This is a genomic window from Methylomicrobium agile (genome assembly GCF_000733855.1).
GTDB lineage: Bacteria > Pseudomonadota > Gammaproteobacteria > Methylococcales > Methylomonadaceae > Methylomicrobium > Methylomicrobium agile.
The window spans coordinates 4178394-4195213 of the sequence record NZ_JPOJ01000001.1 but is presented as its reverse complement, the minus strand read 5'-3'; the positions used below and the strand labels follow the sequence as shown (position 1 = coordinate 4195213).

Below are 16820 nucleotides of genomic sequence, written 5' to 3'. Positions count from 1 at the left end.
GGCCAAAAGCGTTAGAATACCACAGTTGCTCGAATCAAAGAGTGTCATTTTCAGGAGATGTAACGATGAGTAAAAACAAATGGGTCGCTGCGTACAACGACATTGTCAAGCACCTTTACGAGACGATGGACGATGCCCTGCACACGCTCGGCGAAGCGCTCGAGATCTCGACCGAAAAAGCCGGTAAAACCAGCGATTTGAGTAAGGAAGAGCTGGACAAGGTATCGGGCTATGTGAAGCGGGACGTCGAAAGTGCGGCCCGCGATTTGTCTGCCGAGCAGAATGACAAGGAGCTGGGCGAATGGTTCAAATTCGACATCGAGCTGATCGAGAACTTTGCGCTCGACGCCTTTTTGAGCGTTGCGGACAAAACCCGCATCCAACTGGCCGAGATCGAAGAACGCGCCAGGATGCACAAGTACCAGAGCGGGGAAATCACGATCCCGGGCACCTTCATCTGCGACAGCTGCGGCAAGGAAATCGCGTTCAAGACCACCAGCGAAATCCCGGTTTGCCCGGTTTGCCATGCAACCACCTTCGTGCGCATGTAAGCAACAAAAAGCTTGACTAATGTATTATAATGGCGCTTTCAGCCAGCGGATTTCGAGGTACGAGTAAAATAATGCGCAGAGTCATTTTCAATCAAAAGGGCGGGGTCGGCAAATCCACGATTACCTGCAATCTGGCCGCGATCAGTGCTGTCGAAGGCAAGCGGACTCTGGTGATCGATCTGGACGTTCAGGGCAACTCCACGCAATACCTGATGGGTCAAAAGGTCACCGAAAGCGGAAAGACGCTCGCGCAGTTTTTCAAGGACACGCTGAGTCTGTCGCTGTTCGGAGGGAGCACGGGTTCCGGTCTGGAAAATTTCATTCATGAAACGCCGTTTCCGAATCTGTACATCGTGCCATCGCATCCGGAGCTGGAGGCCTTACAAAGCAAGCTCGAATCGCGCTTCAAGATTTTCAAACTGAAGGAGGCGCTGGAAAGTTTGCAAGGCTTCGACCAGGTGTACATGGACACGCCGCCGGTGCTGAACTTCTACAGTCAGTCGGCGCTGATCGCGGCAGACAAATGCCTGATACCGTTCGATTGCGATACTTTTTCGCGCGATTCGCTGCTGACTTTGATGAATACGATTCGCGAAGTGAAGACCGACCACAATCAAAACCTCGAGATCGAGGGAATCGTGGTCAACCAGTTCCAGAAACAGGCGAACCTGCCGCGCCAGCTGGTCGATCAGTTGATTGCCGAAGGCCTGCCGGTGCTTGCCGCGATGATTTCGCCTTCGATCAAGGTACGCGAATCGCACAGCCAGGCGCAGCCGCTGGTGCATTACGTGCCTGGCCATAAACTGACCGAAGAGTTCAAGGCGCTGCACTCCGAGATTCACGGCGAATCGTAATGCCGGGGTCATCGGCCGCGGGCGGCGCTTAAAGAAGCCCGCCTGCGCCGCCGTACAGCAATCCGTAGAGCCCGCCCGTTCTTACGTTGGCGTCGGCGTTCCGGATCCACCCGTTTCGCTCGAATTCGTTGGCAATCGTCTTCAGGATCGGCGCCGCTTCCTGAATATTCATGCCGGGCTTGATGCGCGGATCGTAAAGCATTTTTAGCAGCAGATAATCCAGTCCAGACAGCAAGGTATTGACCGATTTGTCGTTGAAGATCGAAGGGAATACCTTGTCCGAATCGTTCGGCAATCCCAAAACCTGGGTGATTTCTTCGACGATGCAGTCGACCAGCTTGGCGTGGGCATAGGCGCGGTCGACCGGAATGAGTACGACTCCCCGGACGATAGCGCCGTTTTTTGCCGGAGCGAAATGGCCGAGACAGACGCTGTCGCGGAACAGCGCCTCTCTTTGCGGTTTGGAGCGGATGCCGAAATCCTGCAGCAGGTCGTTCCGCAACTGCATCTCGGTCGAAAAGATGATTAGCAGATTGGCCGTTGCCGGCGTTTTGGCCGGCTCCATCGTCAGGCCGGTAATTTCGGCGAGCTGATCGATGTGCATCCGGGCCAATCTCTCGTGCAGATCCCGATCGCCGACCCGGTGCACAAAATAATAGCCGATCGGCCCCGTCCACTTGCGGATGCCCATCGGTTGGGCCGAATATTCGTTGAACATCGCGATTTTGATAAAGCTGTTCAGCAGATAGCCCGGCGATTTCCAGGCTTCGAGCGGGTCGGCGGGTGCCGCCGCGGCGGCGGTGGGGCCGAGCAGGCATAAACTCAGCAGCAGCGAGGTGATGATCCGGTAAATTTTATTCTGCATCTGTCGTCCTAAAAGTTGTTGCCGTAAGGGCTCCCGGCACAAATCAAGAAATCATCCCGCCACGCGTGGGAAATATCCGGTAAAATATCGGCGCCCCGAAGCCGGTCCGAAATATTCCGCCACTCCTATGAAAAACCTTACCGCCGCGCGCCATGCGCCTTGGCTGTTGCCTGTATTATCCGGCATTTTGATCGGTACCAGCTACATTCCGTTTCCTCCCTGGGCCGCTTTATTTTGTTTCGTGCCGTTATGGCGCTTCTGGAGCGGCCAGACTTCCCTCAAGCCGGTGCTTCTTGGCGGCCTGTTAACCGCCTTCGTCTTCACGCTGATCGGTTTCAACTGGGTCGCCTATCTATTGCATGAGTTCGCGCATTTGCCCTGGCCTTTGGCGGTTGCCGGGATGCTATTGTACGCCTTGCTCGCGCATTTGTTCGTGCCGTTGGCGGGAGGCCTCTGGTTTTGGGGCAGGAACCGTTTCGGCTGGAGCGAACAGCTTTCGCTCGCGCTGATGGCACTCATTACGACGCTTTGCGAAGCTTATTCACTGACCCTGTTCGACTGGAATTTCGGGTATTCGTGGTACGGTGCGGGCGTGCCGGTTTTTCAATGGGCCGAGATCGTCGGTTTCAAGGGGCTCAGCGCGCTGACGCTGCTCGCGAATCTGCCTTTGTATTGGGCTTGGGTTCAGCGCCATGCCACTCGGGGCAAAATTCTGCTGGCGTTAGTCAGCGTGGTGTTCGTGCTGCTCAATTTCGGCGGCCTGTGGTTGAAAAATCGCCTGCCTGAACCCGACGCGTCGATCAACGCCCTGCTGGTTCAGGCCAGCATCGAAAACTCGGAAAAGCTGGCTGCCGAACTTGGCAAGGGGTTTCGCCAAGAAATTTTCGGGCGCTACATGCGGCTGACCGATCAGGCGCTGGAAAAGTATCGGGATAAAAAAGTCGATGTCGCTTTGTGGCCGGAAACCGCGTTTCCGGCGATTCTCGGCCCGGAATTCATTACCCAGGAATATCCTTCCGCATTGCGCGAATACCTGCGCGAGAGGCAATTGCCGCTGATTACCGGCGCTTACGGTTATGATCTGGAGCAGCGGCTGCCGACCAATTCGTTGTTCGTACTGGACAAGGACGGCGAACTCCAGGCCGCGCATTACAGCAAGACGATCCTGCTCGCGTTCGGCGAATACGTGCCGGGCGAACGGCTCTTTCCCCAAATCCGACAGTGGCTGCCCGAAACCGGTCACTTTGCCCGCGGCAAGGGGCCCAGCGAATTGCTGGCATGGAACGGTTTCAAGATCGGCGCGCAAATCTGTTACGAAAGCCTGTTTCCCGAATTCTCGCGCGAACTGGCCGCCCGGGGCGCCGAATTCATCGTGAACGCGACGAATGATTCCTGGTACGGCGCCTGGCAGGAGCCTTACCAGCATATGTACATGACGCTGGCGCGCGGCGTCGAATTCCGGATTCCGGTGCTGCGGGTCACCAATACCGGCATTTCGACCGTTGCGCTGGCGTCTGGCGAAATTTTGGAGCGTTCTCCGCTCTACCGGCCCTGGAGCGGCTTGTACGAAGTTCGCTACCGGAAAAATCCCGAGCCGACTTTTTATCAACGGAGGTTCTATCTGGTGCCTGCGCTGCTCTGGTCGGTACTCTTGATATTGCCGATGTTCGGCAGGTATCTTCGGCCTCGGCAGCCTAGCTGAACCGGCAGGTGGGTTGGATGCGCGGAAGGGCTTGTTGAAGCGGAAAGGACGCGGGCATTGCGCATCCAATCCACCCTACGAAACTCGTGGCAAATCCTCGGACTTTAGGGAAACTCTGAATAAGTCCTACGCCTGGGATAAAATATCCGCAGCTTGCCATTTTCGATAGGTGCCCGCCATGAAGCAACTCGGACTCAGTGCCCCGCTGTTCGTGAAGAAACCGAAACAGACTCGGCGGCAGCAATTTCTCCAAGAGATGGAGCAGGTAGTGCCTTGGAGTTTGTGGGCGAGCCGGATAGCGCCGCACTACCCGACAGCGGGCCGAGGCCGCCGCCCCTTTCCCTTGGCGACGATGTTGCGCATTCACCTGATGCAGCAGTGGTTCGGCTATTCCGATCCGGCGATGGAGGAAGTATTGCACGACATGCCGCTGCTGCGCGAGTTTGCCGGGCTCGATGCGGGCGAGGACGCCCTGCCGGATGAAACCACGATCCTCAAGTTCCGGCATCTGCTGGAACGCCATCAGTTAGCACAAACCCTATTTGATGAAACGGCGGCGCTGTTGGCCGAAAAAGGCCTGTTGCTACGGCAAGGCACGATCGTCGATGCGACATTAATCGCTGCCCCGCCGTCCACCAAGAACCGGGCGCGCAAACGGGATGCCGAGATGAGTTCGACCAAGAAAGGGAACAATTACCACTTTGGGATGAAGGCGCACATTGGGGTCGATGCCGAGTCGGGGTTGGTGCATACTGTGGAGATGACCACCGCCAAGGTGGCGGATGGGGTCATGACGGAGGCGTTGCTGCACGGCGAGGAACGGGTCGTGCTGGGCGATCGGGCCTATACCCGCAAGGACCGGAATCTAGCGGCGGATCGCCTGGAAGGCGAGCCGGTTTGGGCCTTTCCGTTCAAGCGGGGGAAGGGTGAAGAGTTGCCGGTAGAGCAAGCCCTTCACAACCACATGCTGGCGCCGTTACGCGCCATGGTCGAACATCCGTTCCGGATCGTCAAGCGCCAGTTCGGCTATACCAAAGTGCGTTACCGGGGGCTGTTCAAGAATGCCCAACAACTCTACTTGCTGTTTGCCCTGGGCAATCTTTATCACGTTCGGCAGGCGCTGCAGCCGACCTAGGGAGACCTTTGTCCTTCGCCCTGGAAAACCGAGAACACTGAGTGAAATCACCCCGATAGCGGGCGCTGCCGGGAAGGATTTGCCCATTTTCGGCGAGGTGCCACGGATGTCGCACGGTGTCGCTTATAAAAACCACTTATTCAGAGCTTCCTTAGATGATATCGAAGGACTTGTAGCTGAATTCCGGTTCGAGTTCGGTCACTTCGATAGTGTCGACGCGGGCGGTGATCGGGCCTTTGCGGCACCATTTGATGAATTTCTCGATCATCAACGGATCGGCTTCGGCATAAATCTCGACCCGGCCGTCCGGCAGGTTTTGCACCGTGCCGTTGATCGCCAGATGTTTGGCCTTGTTCTGGGTAAACAGTCGGAAATAAACGCCCTGAACGCGGCCGGACACCACGATTTTCACTCTGTGCATGTTTTTTGTATTCTCCAGCAGTAATGGATTTTCGGATTGCGGGCGAAATCTTCCGGGACGGTTGCCGCGCTAATGTCTTGAATATGCAAACCGGGCAGCGCTTCATGATCCATTTTGAAACGCCGGAAATTGGTCGAAAAATATAATACGCCCTTTGCATCCAGAAGCGTTGCGGCCTGAGCGATCAATTGCACGTGATCTTTCTGGATGTCGAATACGGTTTCCATCCGCTTCGAATTGGAAAAGGTCGGCGGGTCGAGAAAGATCAGATCGTATTGGCGGCAATAGGGCTGCGCGGCTTCTTGAGCCAGCCATTCCAGGCAGTCGGCTTGAATGAATTCATGCGCGCCTTCGAGCCGGTTCAGCGCCATATTCCGTTTTGCCCAACCGATATAGGTAGTCGACATGTCGACCGTCGTCGTTGCGATCGCGCCGCCTTTCGCTGCGTGCACGGTTGCGCTGCCGGTATAGGCGAACAGGTTCAAAAAGCGCTTGCCTTTGGCCTCCTGTTGAATCCGGAGCCGGATCGGTCGGTGATCGAGAAACAGCCCGGTATCCAGATAGTCTTCGAAATTGACCCAAAACTTGCAGCCGTCTTCCTCGACGACATGAAACCGGCCGGCTTCGCCGTGTTTCTCGTACTGATCGGTATTTTTCTGTTTGCGGCGGATTTTCAGGAACACATTTTCCCGCTTCATGTCCAGCACTTTCGGAATTTCGGCCAGCACGCCGGCCAGGCGGCGGTCGGCCTTGAACGGATCGACGCTTTTCGGCGGTTCGTATTCCTGCACGTTGACCCAGGTTTCTTCGGCCTGGTAAAGATCGACCGCGACCGCAAATTCGGGCAGGTCCGCATCGTAGACGCGGTAGCAGGTAACCTGATTCTGCCTGGCCCATCTGGCGAGTTTTTTCAGATTCTTTTGCAGACGGTTCGCGAACATCTCGGCGCCGGCCCTATCGTCGGTCGGCTGTTGACTGCCTTCGACAGCACGGCTGATACGTTCCTCAGCCGTTTTCGCCTTAGGGATGAAGAACGCCTCGGGTTCGATATTCATCCGCAGCAGCTTGCATTCGAGTGCGCCGTTATAAAGCGTGACCGGCTTTTGCGAGCGAATGCCGAGGCGGAAACCCAGTTCCGGGTCGCTGATGATCAATGCCGCCTTCCAGCCGTTGAAACGGGCCTTCAAAATCTCGCCGAAACGTTGATACAGATCGGCGGTTTCCTGCGTATCGCCGAGGCGTTCGCCGTAGGGCGGATTGCAGATCACCAGTCCCGGCGGCCAGCCCGCGGCCGGTTCGGCATCGCCGATATCGCGGCGTTCGACATGGATCTTGTGCTGCAGGCCGGCATTCGCGATATGCGTCAGTGCCGCATTTATCGAAGCGCGGTCGCGGTCGAAGCCGACGATCGCCGGAAGTTTGTCGATGCCTGCCAGTTTACGCTGCCGGGCTTCCTCGCGAATTGCCTGCCAGCAGGCCGGATCGTGCTGTTTCCAGCCGAGAAAACCGTAATAGTCGCGAAGCAAGCCCGGCGCGAAATCGCCCGCGATCATCGCGGCTTCGATCAGCAAGGTCCCGGAGCCGCACATCGGATCGACCAGCGTGCCGCCGGCTTTCGCAATCTCCGGCCAGCCGCTTTTCAGCAGCATCGCGGCCGCCAGGTTTTCCTTGATCGGCGCCTGAATCGTGATGTCGCGGTAGCCGCGGCGGTGCAGGCTCTCGCCGGACAGGTCGAGGCTCAGCTGGGCGCTCTGGCCTTGCAGATGCACATTGATACGGATGTCGGGGCGGTCGGTCGCGATATTCGGCCGTTTGTGGAATTTCGCGCGCATCTGGTCGACGATCGCATCCTTGACCTTCAGGGCTCCGAAGTGCGAATGGGTAATCACCTCGGAGTTTTTCGCGCTGAACGAGACCGCGAAGCTGTCTTCCTGCCGCATGTGCTCGAACCAGTTGATTTTTTTGACGCCGTAATAAAGGTCGTCCTGGCTCTTGACCTCGAAAGTACCGAGCAGCAGCAGAATGCGGTTGGCGGTTCTGGACCACAGGCAGGCGCGGTAAGCGGTCGCGAGATCGCCTTCGAAAGCGGCGCCGGCTATTGCCGGTTTGATATTGGCCGCGCCTAACTGTTTCAGTTCTTCGCAGAGAACGGCTTCCATCGCCTTCGGCGTCGTGGCGAAAAACGGGTAGTGCGGCATGTTGAATAGGGCAGGGTAAGAAGGAAAGGCGAAAACGCCTATTCTATCCGGATTTGGCCGGGTCAGCCTAGCGAAACTCGGCCGGGAGAGGAGAATGCAGGGATACGGCTTGGTTTGATAATGCCGTATCCCGAGTCTATTCTGCTTAAGGAATTATTGGATTTTGATCAGCTCGACGTCGAAGATCAGCGCTTCGTTCGGACCGATCGGGCCGGCGCCGCGTTCGCCGTAAGCCAATTCGGAGGGGATATAAAGGCGGAATTTGTCGCCTTCTTTCATCAATTGGACGCCTTCGGTCCAGCCTGCGATCACGCCGTTCAAAGGAAAGGTGATCGGCTCGCCGCGGCTGTAGGAACTGTCAAACTCTTTGCCGTCGATGGTGGTGCCCTTGTAATGTACGGTTACGTTATCGGTGGCGGAAGGCGAAACCGTGCCGGTGCCCTTTTTTAAAACTTCATACTGTAAACCACTTTGGGTGGTTATGATATTGGGCTTTTTACCGTTCTGAGTCAGAAAAGCGACGCTTTCCGCTTTCTTCTCTTCCGGATCCGTTGCATTTGCCAAGGATACAATCGTTAAACCCACAAGCACCAATGTCACGAGTGAAATGATTTGAGTTTGAAGTTTACCCACGGTATCTCCTTATTAATTATTATCGAAAGCAATAGTGTAACAAAAAAAGGTCCGATTGGTCGCGGTAGGGCTTCTCCTGCGGCAATTTGTCCCACCCTGGCGCTCTTCGGGCGGTTATTTTGCCTTTTGCCGCTTCTGGTAAAATAGACTGATTTTTAATCTCGTCATTTTTCTCCCATGTCGTTCCCTCTTGTAGCCACCGTCGGCCTGCTCCTGTGCAGCAATGTTTTCATGACCTTCGCCTGGTATGCGCACTTGAAGCATCTCGGCAACAAACCCTGGATCGTCGCGGCGCTGCTCAGTTGGGGCGTTGCGCTGTTCGAATACTTGTTGCAGGTTCCTGCGAACCGGATCGGGTATACACGGCTCTCGGTGGGCCAGTTGAAAATCATTCAGGAAGTCGTGACCTTGTCCATTTTTGTGCCCTTTTCGCTGCTTTATATGAAAGAGCCGCTCAAACTGGATTATCTATGGGCCGGGCTGTGCTTGGTCGGCGCGGTATATTTCATGTTCCGGGGAAATACGCCTTGAAAGCCGATGCGTGCATCGTGTGGGGAATATAGAAATCTGGATAATTTGAGATGCCGTCCGGGCCGTATGAAATCGCGGCTCGGACGGCAATCGGCTTATTCGACCAGAAAATCGCGCATCATGCCCATATCTTCGTGTTCGAGATTGTGGCAGTGGTACATGAACAAGCCCTTGAAATCCTGAAACGGCTTGATAATCCGGACCGTCTCTCCCGGCATCACCAACACGGTATCTTTCCAGCCGCTTTCGATGAAGCCGTGACGCACGGTTTCATAGTCATCTTCGCTGCCCGCGGCGAGGCTCCGGCTGACGATCTGGAACGACTGCCCGTGCAGATGGATCGGATGGGCCATGCTCATCATCATCCCCATGCCCATCATTCCGCCCTGGCCGCCACCATGCATGCCTCCCATTCGGCCCATTCCCCCGCGATGTCCCATACCCATCATACCGCCTTCCTCGTTTCCGCCATGCATGTTCATACCACCCATCATGCCCATGCCGCCGTGCTGCATGTCTCCCTTTTCCTGCGAGTTGCCGTGCCCGCCGCCCTCTCCATGCGCATGAAAGATTTCCATCAGTTGCACCGTGTTCAGCGGGATCCTCTCATTCGGCTGTACGTCGTCGAATGCATAAGGACGGCCATTCAGCAGCATTGCCATATGTCCTTCCGAAATGGCGATCGGCACCGGCTTATTGGCGTTTGCGGTATCGTCTAGGCGGTAGCGGTTGATTTTCGATAATTGTTTGGGCAGTGCCGGACTCTCGCTGACCTTACGTTTGATCCGCACGGTAAAGATCGGGTAATTACTGCCGACGGGCAGGGCCGATTCGTGCATCATCCCGCCCATCATGCCCATTTGATGGCCGCCATCGCCGCCCATCCGGCTCTGCATCCGCTCCATCATTTTCGGCAATACCCCGGAAAAAGACAGGCTGCGCATCACCAACTGCGAGCCGACCGGACGCCCGCTGAAATCGGCCCAGACATCCAGGCGTTCGCCGGGCGCCAGCATTACGTAAGGCTTGCTCTCCGGCGTTTCCAGCAGTCCTCCGTCGACGCCGAGAACGGTCAGCGGCGTACCGTCGTCCCAGCCGAGTTTGTAAATCCGCGCGGTCGATCCGTTCAAAAACCGCAGGCGATACGCGCGGCTGTCCACGTCGACCGTATAGTCGGGTAAGCCGTTGACCAGAATCCGGTCGCCGTAGTAACCCATCATCCGGTCGTGCATCCCATGCATCCCGCTGGCATAGAGCAGTTGATTCCGGTCGTCGAAGCGACGATCCTGGATCACGAGCGGAATTTCGTATTCGCCGGACGGCAGTTCCAGCGCGGCTTCTTCCCCGTCATGCACGAACAGCGCCCCGGCCAGCCCGTGATAGACCTGTTTGGCGGTGATTTCATGCGGGTGCGGATGGTAGATGTTCATGGAGGCCCGATTCAGCACTTCGAATTCGTAAACGAACGTTTCGCCGGGATCGATCGTGTAACGCGGATGGCCGTCCATTTCGGCCGGCACATGCAGGCCGTGCCAGTGCGTGATGGTCGGTTCGGCCAATTTATTGTGCAGATGGATCCGGACCTTCTGGCCTTTCTGCAGATGAACGAGGGGGCCCAGATAGGAGTTCGGAATGCCGACCAGCGTTCCTTCGGGGCCTTTGATCAAATTGCCGGTATATTGCTGAACCAAGGTGGATTTGCCCGGCAGAATCGGCAACGAAGCGGAACGGCAGTAAAGTTCGAATTCGACGTCCGGCTTGAAATTTGCCGAAGCCTTGAGCGGTGGAATTTTCGGCATGGCCTGCATGACTTCCATCGCGCGAAGCATCCGCGGCATGCCGGCAAAGGCCAGCAGGCCCAGGCTCGAGTGCGTCAAGAAACGACGGCGGCTGTAATGAGTGCTCTTCGGCATAATTCCTCCTCAGGATTTGCTTTATTATATTAAGGCCCCAATCAAGGTCGGGGGATAATATCGAGTTTATATTAGGAATTGGTAATATTCAAGCATAAAATCTATGCCGGACGACTTGCGCCATTATGGATGAGTGAGGAAGGTTTATTCAACGGCTCATGCCTAATAAATTCTTTTGTGGTACGTTCTGGAGGCTTCTATTGTTCACCCTGCATAAAAATGCTATTTTTTAAAACCCCATTCGTCACCCATTTCAAATATGCTGATCGGATTACCTAAAGAGATTAAAGACAACGAATACAGAGTGGGTTTGACGCCCGGCTCGGTTAACGCCTTGGTCCACCAAGGCCATCAGGTCAAGGTTCAAAGCGGAGCCGGGATCGGCAGCTCGTTTACCGATACTGAATATCTGTCCGTCGGGGCGGAAATTGTGATGGATGCGGAAGAAGCCTGGAAAGCGGAGCTGGTCGTCAAAGTCAAGGAGCCGATCGAGGAAGAATACCGCTATTTGAAGCCGGGCATGATTCTTTTCACCTACCTTCATTTAGCCTCCAGCAAAGTCCTGACTGAGACGCTTCTGCAAAGCGGCATCACCAGCATTGCTTACGAAACGGTGCAAACGCCGGACGGCAGGCTGCCTTTGTTGATGCCGATGAGCGAAGTGGCGGGCCGCATGGCGGCCCAGGCGGGGGCGACCTATCTGCAAAAAAATCACGGCGGCCGCGGTATCCTGATGTCGGGTATTCCGGGCGTTCCGCCGGCTAACGTCGTGATCCTCGGCGCCGGTATCGCCGGTTCCAACGCGGCCCGTGTCGCGGTGGGTTTCGGAGCCATCACCACCGTACTCGATGTCAATTACGAAAGACTGAGAGCATTGGACGATCTCTATCGCGGCCCATTGCAGACCCGTATCAGCAATAACTATACGATCGAAGAAGCGGTTTACGAGGCTGACTTGGTGATCGGCGCAGTATTGATACCGGGTGCGAAAGCCCCGCGGCTGATTCGGGCCGATATGTTAAAAAAAATGCGCAAAGGCGCGGTGATCGTCGATGTTTCGATCGACCAGGGAGGCTGCGTCGAAACCGCGCGTCCGACTACTCACAGCGACCCGACTTATGAAGTCGACGGCATTGTTCATTATTGTGTCGCCAATATGCCCGGTGCCGTCCCGCGCACCAGTACCCTGGCGCTGAACAATGCTACTTTGCCTTACGTGTTGCGTCTCGCGAACGAAGGACTCGACGCGCTTCGCCACGATCATCCGTTGCAATCGGGTCTGGCGACTTGTCAAGGCTACTTAACAAATGCGGCCGTAGCTCAATCCTTGGGTCTCGACTATACCGAGGCATCATCTTGTCTCATGATGAATTATGGGGCTTCCATTTAAGCTCAGTTATCAATATAATGTTAAGATAACGTGCCTCGGAGCATTATTGTATTTCAATAGAAATAAAAAAGATTTGCAAAGAGGTGAAAATAGTTATAGAATTTGAAATCTTTGTTGGGTCGTTAGCTCAGTCGGTAGAGCATCGCACTTTTAATGCGGTTGTCATTGGTTCGAATCCAATACGACCCACCAACTTAATTTATATAAAACAAGGGCTTAGTTTTGACGGACGGCCCTTTTTTTATGCCTGTCATTTCTGACTGCCGGAATTTTGCCGGTTTTTCCTGATTCTCAAGCTCGCTTTAACAGCGTCAGTTCAGGACGTTGGCGACCTTCGCAAAGCAGCTCGACGCACTCGATCAGCCGCGCAATTTCTACTTTGCTGTAATGCGTCGTGATGTTGCCGTTGTGATGCCCGAGCAAATCCTGACGATCTTCCAGGTCGACGCCGGCCGCTCGCAGGCGCCTTCCAAACGTGTGGCGCAAATCGTGAACACGCACATCGATCAAGCCGGCCGCCTTTCTGGCCTTTCGCCATGCACGGTTATTCATTCGACTCAGGCGCTTACCGTTGCGATGGAACACGTACTCGCATTGCCCGCGGTATTTGTCCGCGATTGAGCGGGCCACGGCGTTGAGCGGCACAATCCGCTCATGGGCATTTTTAGCGCGCTCTTCCGTAATGAGGAAGACAGTCGTGGCCAGTCCGTTGACGCTCGCTTCATGTTCCCAGCGCATCCCGCAAATTTCCTGATCCCGAAGCCCGGTATGCAGCGCAAACAGCGCCATGTCGGCCAGGTACGCCGGCATGTTTTTCAGCAGCTTATCCTGTTCGGCTACCGAAATCGGGCGCGGCTTGCGTTTGGATCCAGAAATTGGCGGAAAGAGCGGAGCGGTATCCAGCCACGGCCGGCCCTGCTCATCACGCCACAATTCTGCAGCCAGATTCAAGACGCGCCGGACTATGGCCATGTCTCGATTCAGCGTTCCGGCGGCGATGCCATCCGATTTCCTATCCTTGATATACTGTTTTAGCGATCCAAAATGAATTTTCCGGAGCGGCATGCCGCCAATATGTGGCATGACCAGTTTCAACGTGGTAATATCCCTATCGAGGGAACGTTTGTGATCGCAGTCCTCGATGTAGCGGGCGGCCGCTTCTTCGAATGTTCGATCGATTCGCTCGCCGTAAACCGCTACGGACCGGATTTCGCGGATACGCATTTCTAGGTAGCATTCCGCCGCTTCAAGCTCCGTTTCTCCAGTGCTTTCGAAAAGCTGGACTCCTGCGATGGTTTTCTCAATATGCCAGGTATTGCCTCTTTTTCGGAGGCCGGGTGTTGCTTTTGCCATGTTTGTTTCTCCTGTTGTTTTCTTCCTGGCTTCCCGTTCGCAACTTTAAATTGATCTACCCAGGCGTCCAAGTCAAGTCTGTCGTAAAAAATTGCCCGGCCTTGCCGTATTTCGGTGACATACGGCCGGACGTGTTCGTTAAAGTGTGGCTCGCTCATGCTCAAATATTTGAACGCCTGAGATTGCCTTATGAGTCTACTTTCCATTTATCCTGCTCGAATTTAATTGCCTGTCGTCCCTTATCCGTTATTCCTTCGTCGTCGATTAATCCTTTTCGATACAATGCTGAAATCGTCCAGGTAAGTCCGCCATGGGCGCTTCGCCCACGTATCCCTGATTCGGCCGGCTTTCCGCGCGCCAGGTTGTCCAGTACGCGGCGCTGTGGCGGTGTTAATGCGCTCAAGCGGCCTCCATAACTTCATTGTGCTCAACTTCGCCGCCCATTTCCTTGGTCATGAAGCTGATCACTTCGGACAGGAGCGACCCGGTAACCAGGCAGTCGGCCAGCTTTGAGGCTTCGGCGGTTTCGTGTACAGCATCATCGAAGTGATCATGCTCTATTCCCTTGAAGCGGAAATTCTCATCGAAGTTAAAAGCGAGTTCGCCGCGCTGGTCGTCCTGGTACCGGAGAGACAGTTCGATAATCTGATTGCTATCCTCGGTGATCAGATGCGAAACCAAGTCGACCAAATCGCCCGAGAAGCCTTTCATGCCGGCCTTTTTCTCGCCTTCCGGAGAAGAGAGTCTGTAATCGCCGGTCAGAGTCAGGGCTTCAGGTATCTGCATGGATCCGTCTACCCAGTTGGTCAGGATGAACGCAATTGGTGATTGCACGGCAATCGGGACACAATCGAGCGAACCTAAGGTTTTCCGCAGGAACGACACTAGTAGCTCGGCCTTGCTGGCTGAGGATGTGTCGACAACAAGCAGCCTATTCTCGATGTCGATAAAGGCCTCGATCGAGCTTTCAACCACGAATGCTTTGGGCAGAAATTCGAAGATCACTTCGTCCTTGATACTGGTCTTTTCCTTTTTGCCTACCTTTCTGTCCTGTTCGGTTTCGATTTTCTTAACACGTTTCGAAACTTCGCGATCAACAACGGATGGCGGAATGAGTTTATCTTGGATGTTGAGCTTTAAGAAGATGAAGCCGCGTACCTCGATTGTCATTTTTTTATCAGTGCCAAACTCGTAGGGCTCCCATCCGAGCATTTGGGATTCATGCGCGCCGATTTCTCTAACTGGGTGCTTAATAGGATCCAGGAAAGGGATGTAATTTAATCTGAAAGCGATTGCGTTTTTGAACATGGTTTGTTTCTCTCGTGACTAAAATGGGATTGTTTCAATCCAGTTGTGGCAGCCTTTCGGCTGGTAATCTATTGGCACATCTTGTTCGTATAATTCACAAAATTTCCCGCACGAATTTTCCCCATGCTGGCATTTGCTGCAAGGCGTGTGGACCGGTAGCGCGTCGATCAGGTTGAGAGCCGCGATGAGGGTTTCGATCATCGCGGTTTTTTCTCGTGGGGTTGGGGTAGGGTTAAAACTCATAACTCGCCACCTGATCATATTTGCCATTCTTGGTTAGCGCAATGCTGTGCGGCTCCCGAAATGGCGTGGTTTGGATAATTCCTAAGGCCTCTTCTACGGTCTTTGGGATTGGTAAATCCGATCGCACATTCCACCAGACCTCGGCCTTGGCACGGGCATACATCGAGGGGCTTTGTATCGGAACCCACTCTTTGATTACCTGCATCCCGCAGATGTACTCGACGCGCAAGGAAATCTCGTTCGCGTCGCCGTTACGCTTCTGGTGTGGGTAATACATGATCTTGGTTACCTGGCGCTTCTTCTCTACTGGCGCGGCCGGCGACAAAATCTCAGCGTCCGAAGCGGTCGGATTGATAACCGGGAAGTTTTCAGGGAATTCAAAGTCGCACTTCACGCAGTAGCGGACGCCGGCCGGATTCTCTTCTTCGCAGGTCGGGCATACTTTGAACGGGGCGCCGGCCGCGCCTTTGGGTTTAACCGGGTCGCGGCCGGTTACCTGGTCGACAGGCCCCATCATGGCCGTGGTGTTGGTGAAGTCCATCCAAAGGCAATCGTCCTTGCTTGGGTGCGTGCGCATGCCCCGGCCGCAAATCTGCACATACAGAACCGGGCTTTTCGTGGTCCGCATCAGGGCGATTAAATCGAGTTCAGGATGGTCCCAGCCGACAGTGAGGATCATGCAGTTGACGACTGCCTGAATACGCTTGTGCTTGATGTCGTCGAGGATCTTGTCGCGCTCGCCGGCCGGGGTCTTGTCCGTGAGCATCCCGGCCTTGATTCCGCGCGACACGAACTCTTCGTAAACGTGCTGGGTATGCTTCGCGTCGACGCAGTAGACCGCCCAGGACTTCCGGTTTTGCGCGGTACCCATGGCGATAATTTCGCTCACCGCGGCGCGCGTGATTTCGGCCCGGTCCGCAGCCTTGGCAAGCTGTTTGATGTTGTAGTCGCCGCTCTGCAGCGATACGCCGGACGCATCGATGAAGGTCTCAGTTTTTCCAAGTACCAGCGGGGCCAGATAGCCGTTATCGAGCATTTCGCGCATGCTGATCCGGGTAGCAATCCCGGAGAACAGCGCGGTTTCGCCTTTGTGCAGCCAGACGCCGTTTCCGCGATAGGGCGTCCCGGTGTAGCCGATCACCCGGAACATTGGGTTCAGCTTCCGCATGTCGCCGATGAACTGACGATAAAGGCCGACTTCCTTCGGGTTTATGTTGTGACACTCGTCAATCAGCGCCAAATCGAACACGCCGAGTTTCATCGCCTTCTTACCCACGGAACCGATCGATGCAAAGATGATGCTTTCGAATATGTCCTTGCGGCGCAGGCCCGCCGAGTGAACGCCTACCGGCGCCTCTGGCCAGATCGAGAGCAGTCGCTCATAGTTCTGGCGAACAAGTTCCCGGCTGGCGACAATCATGATGATGCGCTGGCTTGGCCAGTTGGTTAAAACTGTCTTGCAGAAGTCGGCAATCAGAACCGACTTGCCGGAGCCTACGCAGGCGTCTACGATGGGATCGCCAGTCGGGTTCTGGTAGAACCATTGCATCAGCTCGTTCTGTGCGCGGGCTTGGTGGGGGCGTAGGGTGTAGGTCATAGGTTGTCAACCAACTCTTCTTCGTTCATATGCATAACCCTCATGTGTTGCTTTACTAATTTTATGAATACTCATCACAAAACCTCTCCACATTCGGATAAAGCAGCGCCGACTGCTCGATGCCAA

The 16820-nt window shown here is 55.1% G+C and carries 15 protein-coding genes and 1 tRNA gene; 7 read left to right on the top strand and 9 right to left on the bottom strand.

Annotation, left to right across the window (positions count from 1 at the left end; translation table 11 throughout):
• Positions 1 to 65 precede the first annotated feature (65 nt).
• Both CC94_RS0119415 and CC94_RS0119410 read left to right on the top strand, forming a co-directional pair.
• Positions 66 to 551, top strand: coding sequence for a zinc ribbon-containing protein (locus CC94_RS0119415; RefSeq protein WP_005372534.1), 486 nt, complete (start codon positions 66 to 68; stop codon positions 549 to 551).
• Between the two features lie 71 nt (positions 552 to 622).
• Entirely contained in the window at positions 623 to 1405 is a 783-nt protein-coding gene (locus CC94_RS0119410; protein ID WP_031431875.1) for a ParA family protein, read from the top strand.
• Positions 1406 to 1433: 28 nt separating this feature from the next.
• On the opposite strand, the gene CC94_RS0119405 is transcribed toward CC94_RS0119410, so the two are convergent.
• Entirely contained in the window at positions 1434 to 2270 is an 837-nt protein-coding gene (locus tag CC94_RS0119405; RefSeq protein ID WP_051911554.1) for a DUF2927 domain-containing protein, read from the bottom strand.
• A gap of 127 nt (positions 2271 to 2397) precedes the next feature.
• On the opposite strand from CC94_RS0119405, the gene lnt reads away from it, so the two are divergent.
• Positions 2398 to 3972 (top strand): apolipoprotein N-acyltransferase, encoded by a 1575-nt coding sequence (gene lnt, locus CC94_RS0119400; RefSeq protein WP_031431873.1) that lies wholly within the window; start codon positions 2398 to 2400, stop codon positions 3970 to 3972.
• Between the two features lie 178 nt (positions 3973 to 4150).
• Positions 4151 to 5107, top strand: a complete 957-nt coding sequence (locus CC94_RS0119395) for an IS5 family transposase (protein WP_005369880.1) — start codon at positions 4151 to 4153, stop codon at positions 5105 to 5107.
• 151 nt (positions 5108 to 5258) lie between these two features.
• Here the strand turns inward: CC94_RS0119395 and CC94_RS0119390 are convergent, their stop codons facing one another.
• The 3 genes from CC94_RS0119390 to bamJ all read right to left on the bottom strand — a co-directional run bounded on the left by CC94_RS0119390 (position 5259) and on the right by bamJ (position 8359).
• Positions 5259 to 5528 carry an acylphosphatase gene (locus CC94_RS0119390; protein WP_005372530.1) on the bottom strand — a complete coding sequence of 90 codons (270 nt, stop codon included), beginning with the start codon at positions 5526 to 5528 and terminating at the stop codon, positions 5259 to 5261.
• Positions 5516 to 7726 (bottom strand): bifunctional 23S rRNA (guanine(2069)-N(7))-methyltransferase RlmK/23S rRNA (guanine(2445)-N(2))-methyltransferase RlmL, encoded by a 2211-nt coding sequence (gene rlmKL, locus CC94_RS0119385; protein WP_031431872.1) that lies wholly within the window; start codon positions 7724 to 7726, stop codon positions 5516 to 5518. Before rlmKL ends, CC94_RS0119390 begins: the two co-directional genes overlap by 13 nt.
• A gap of 153 nt (positions 7727 to 7879) precedes the next feature.
• The gene (bamJ, locus tag CC94_RS0119380; protein WP_005372527.1) at positions 7880 to 8359 is read right to left on the bottom strand and encodes a BamJ family beta-barrel-assembly machinery protein; all 480 of its coding nucleotides are present in this window, start codon (positions 8357 to 8359) and stop codon (positions 7880 to 7882) included.
• Between the two features lie 177 nt (positions 8360 to 8536).
• Here bamJ and CC94_RS0119375 point away from each other — a divergent pair, with 177 nt between their 5' ends.
• Positions 8537 to 8890: a DMT family protein gene (locus CC94_RS0119375; protein ID WP_031431871.1), complete on the top strand. Its 354-nt coding sequence runs from the start codon at positions 8537 to 8539 to the stop codon at positions 8888 to 8890.
• Positions 8891 to 8985: 95 nt separating this feature from the next.
• On the opposite strand, the gene CC94_RS0119370 is transcribed toward CC94_RS0119375, so the two are convergent.
• Positions 8986 to 10803 (bottom strand): multicopper oxidase family protein, encoded by a 1818-nt coding sequence (locus CC94_RS0119370; RefSeq protein WP_031431870.1) that lies wholly within the window; start codon positions 10801 to 10803, stop codon positions 8986 to 8988.
• 259 nt (positions 10804 to 11062) lie between these two features.
• Here CC94_RS0119370 and ald point away from each other — a divergent pair, with 259 nt between their 5' ends.
• Together ald and CC94_RS0119360 are read left to right on the top strand one after the other, a co-directional pair.
• Positions 11063 to 12193, top strand: coding sequence for an alanine dehydrogenase (gene ald, locus CC94_RS0119365; protein ID WP_005372524.1), 1131 nt, complete (start codon positions 11063 to 11065; stop codon positions 12191 to 12193).
• Positions 12194 to 12309: 116 nt separating this feature from the next.
• A tRNA-Lys gene (locus CC94_RS0119360) sits at positions 12310 to 12385 on the top strand.
• Between the two features lie 99 nt (positions 12386 to 12484).
• Here the strand turns inward: CC94_RS0119360 and CC94_RS0119355 are convergent.
• The 4 genes from CC94_RS0119355 to CC94_RS0119340 form a co-directional block, all read right to left on the bottom strand.
• Positions 12485 to 13546 (bottom strand): tyrosine-type recombinase/integrase, encoded by a 1062-nt coding sequence (locus tag CC94_RS0119355; protein WP_031431869.1) that lies wholly within the window; start codon positions 13544 to 13546, stop codon positions 12485 to 12487.
• Between the two features lie 187 nt (positions 13547 to 13733).
• Positions 13734 to 13949, bottom strand: coding sequence for a hypothetical protein (locus tag CC94_RS23945; RefSeq protein ID WP_157203494.1), 216 nt, complete (start codon positions 13947 to 13949; stop codon positions 13734 to 13736).
• On the bottom strand, positions 13946 to 14854 hold the full coding sequence (locus tag CC94_RS0119345) for a recombination-associated protein RdgC (protein WP_031431868.1): 909 nt from the start codon (positions 14852 to 14854) through the stop codon (positions 13946 to 13948). The genes CC94_RS23945 and CC94_RS0119345 overlap by 4 nt, the downstream gene beginning before the upstream one ends.
• A 232-nt stretch (positions 14855 to 15086) precedes the next feature.
• Positions 15087 to 16694: a DEAD/DEAH box helicase gene (locus tag CC94_RS0119340; RefSeq protein WP_031431867.1), complete on the bottom strand. Its 1608-nt coding sequence runs from the start codon at positions 16692 to 16694 to the stop codon at positions 15087 to 15089.
• Between the last annotated feature and the right edge of the window lie 126 nt (positions 16695 to 16820).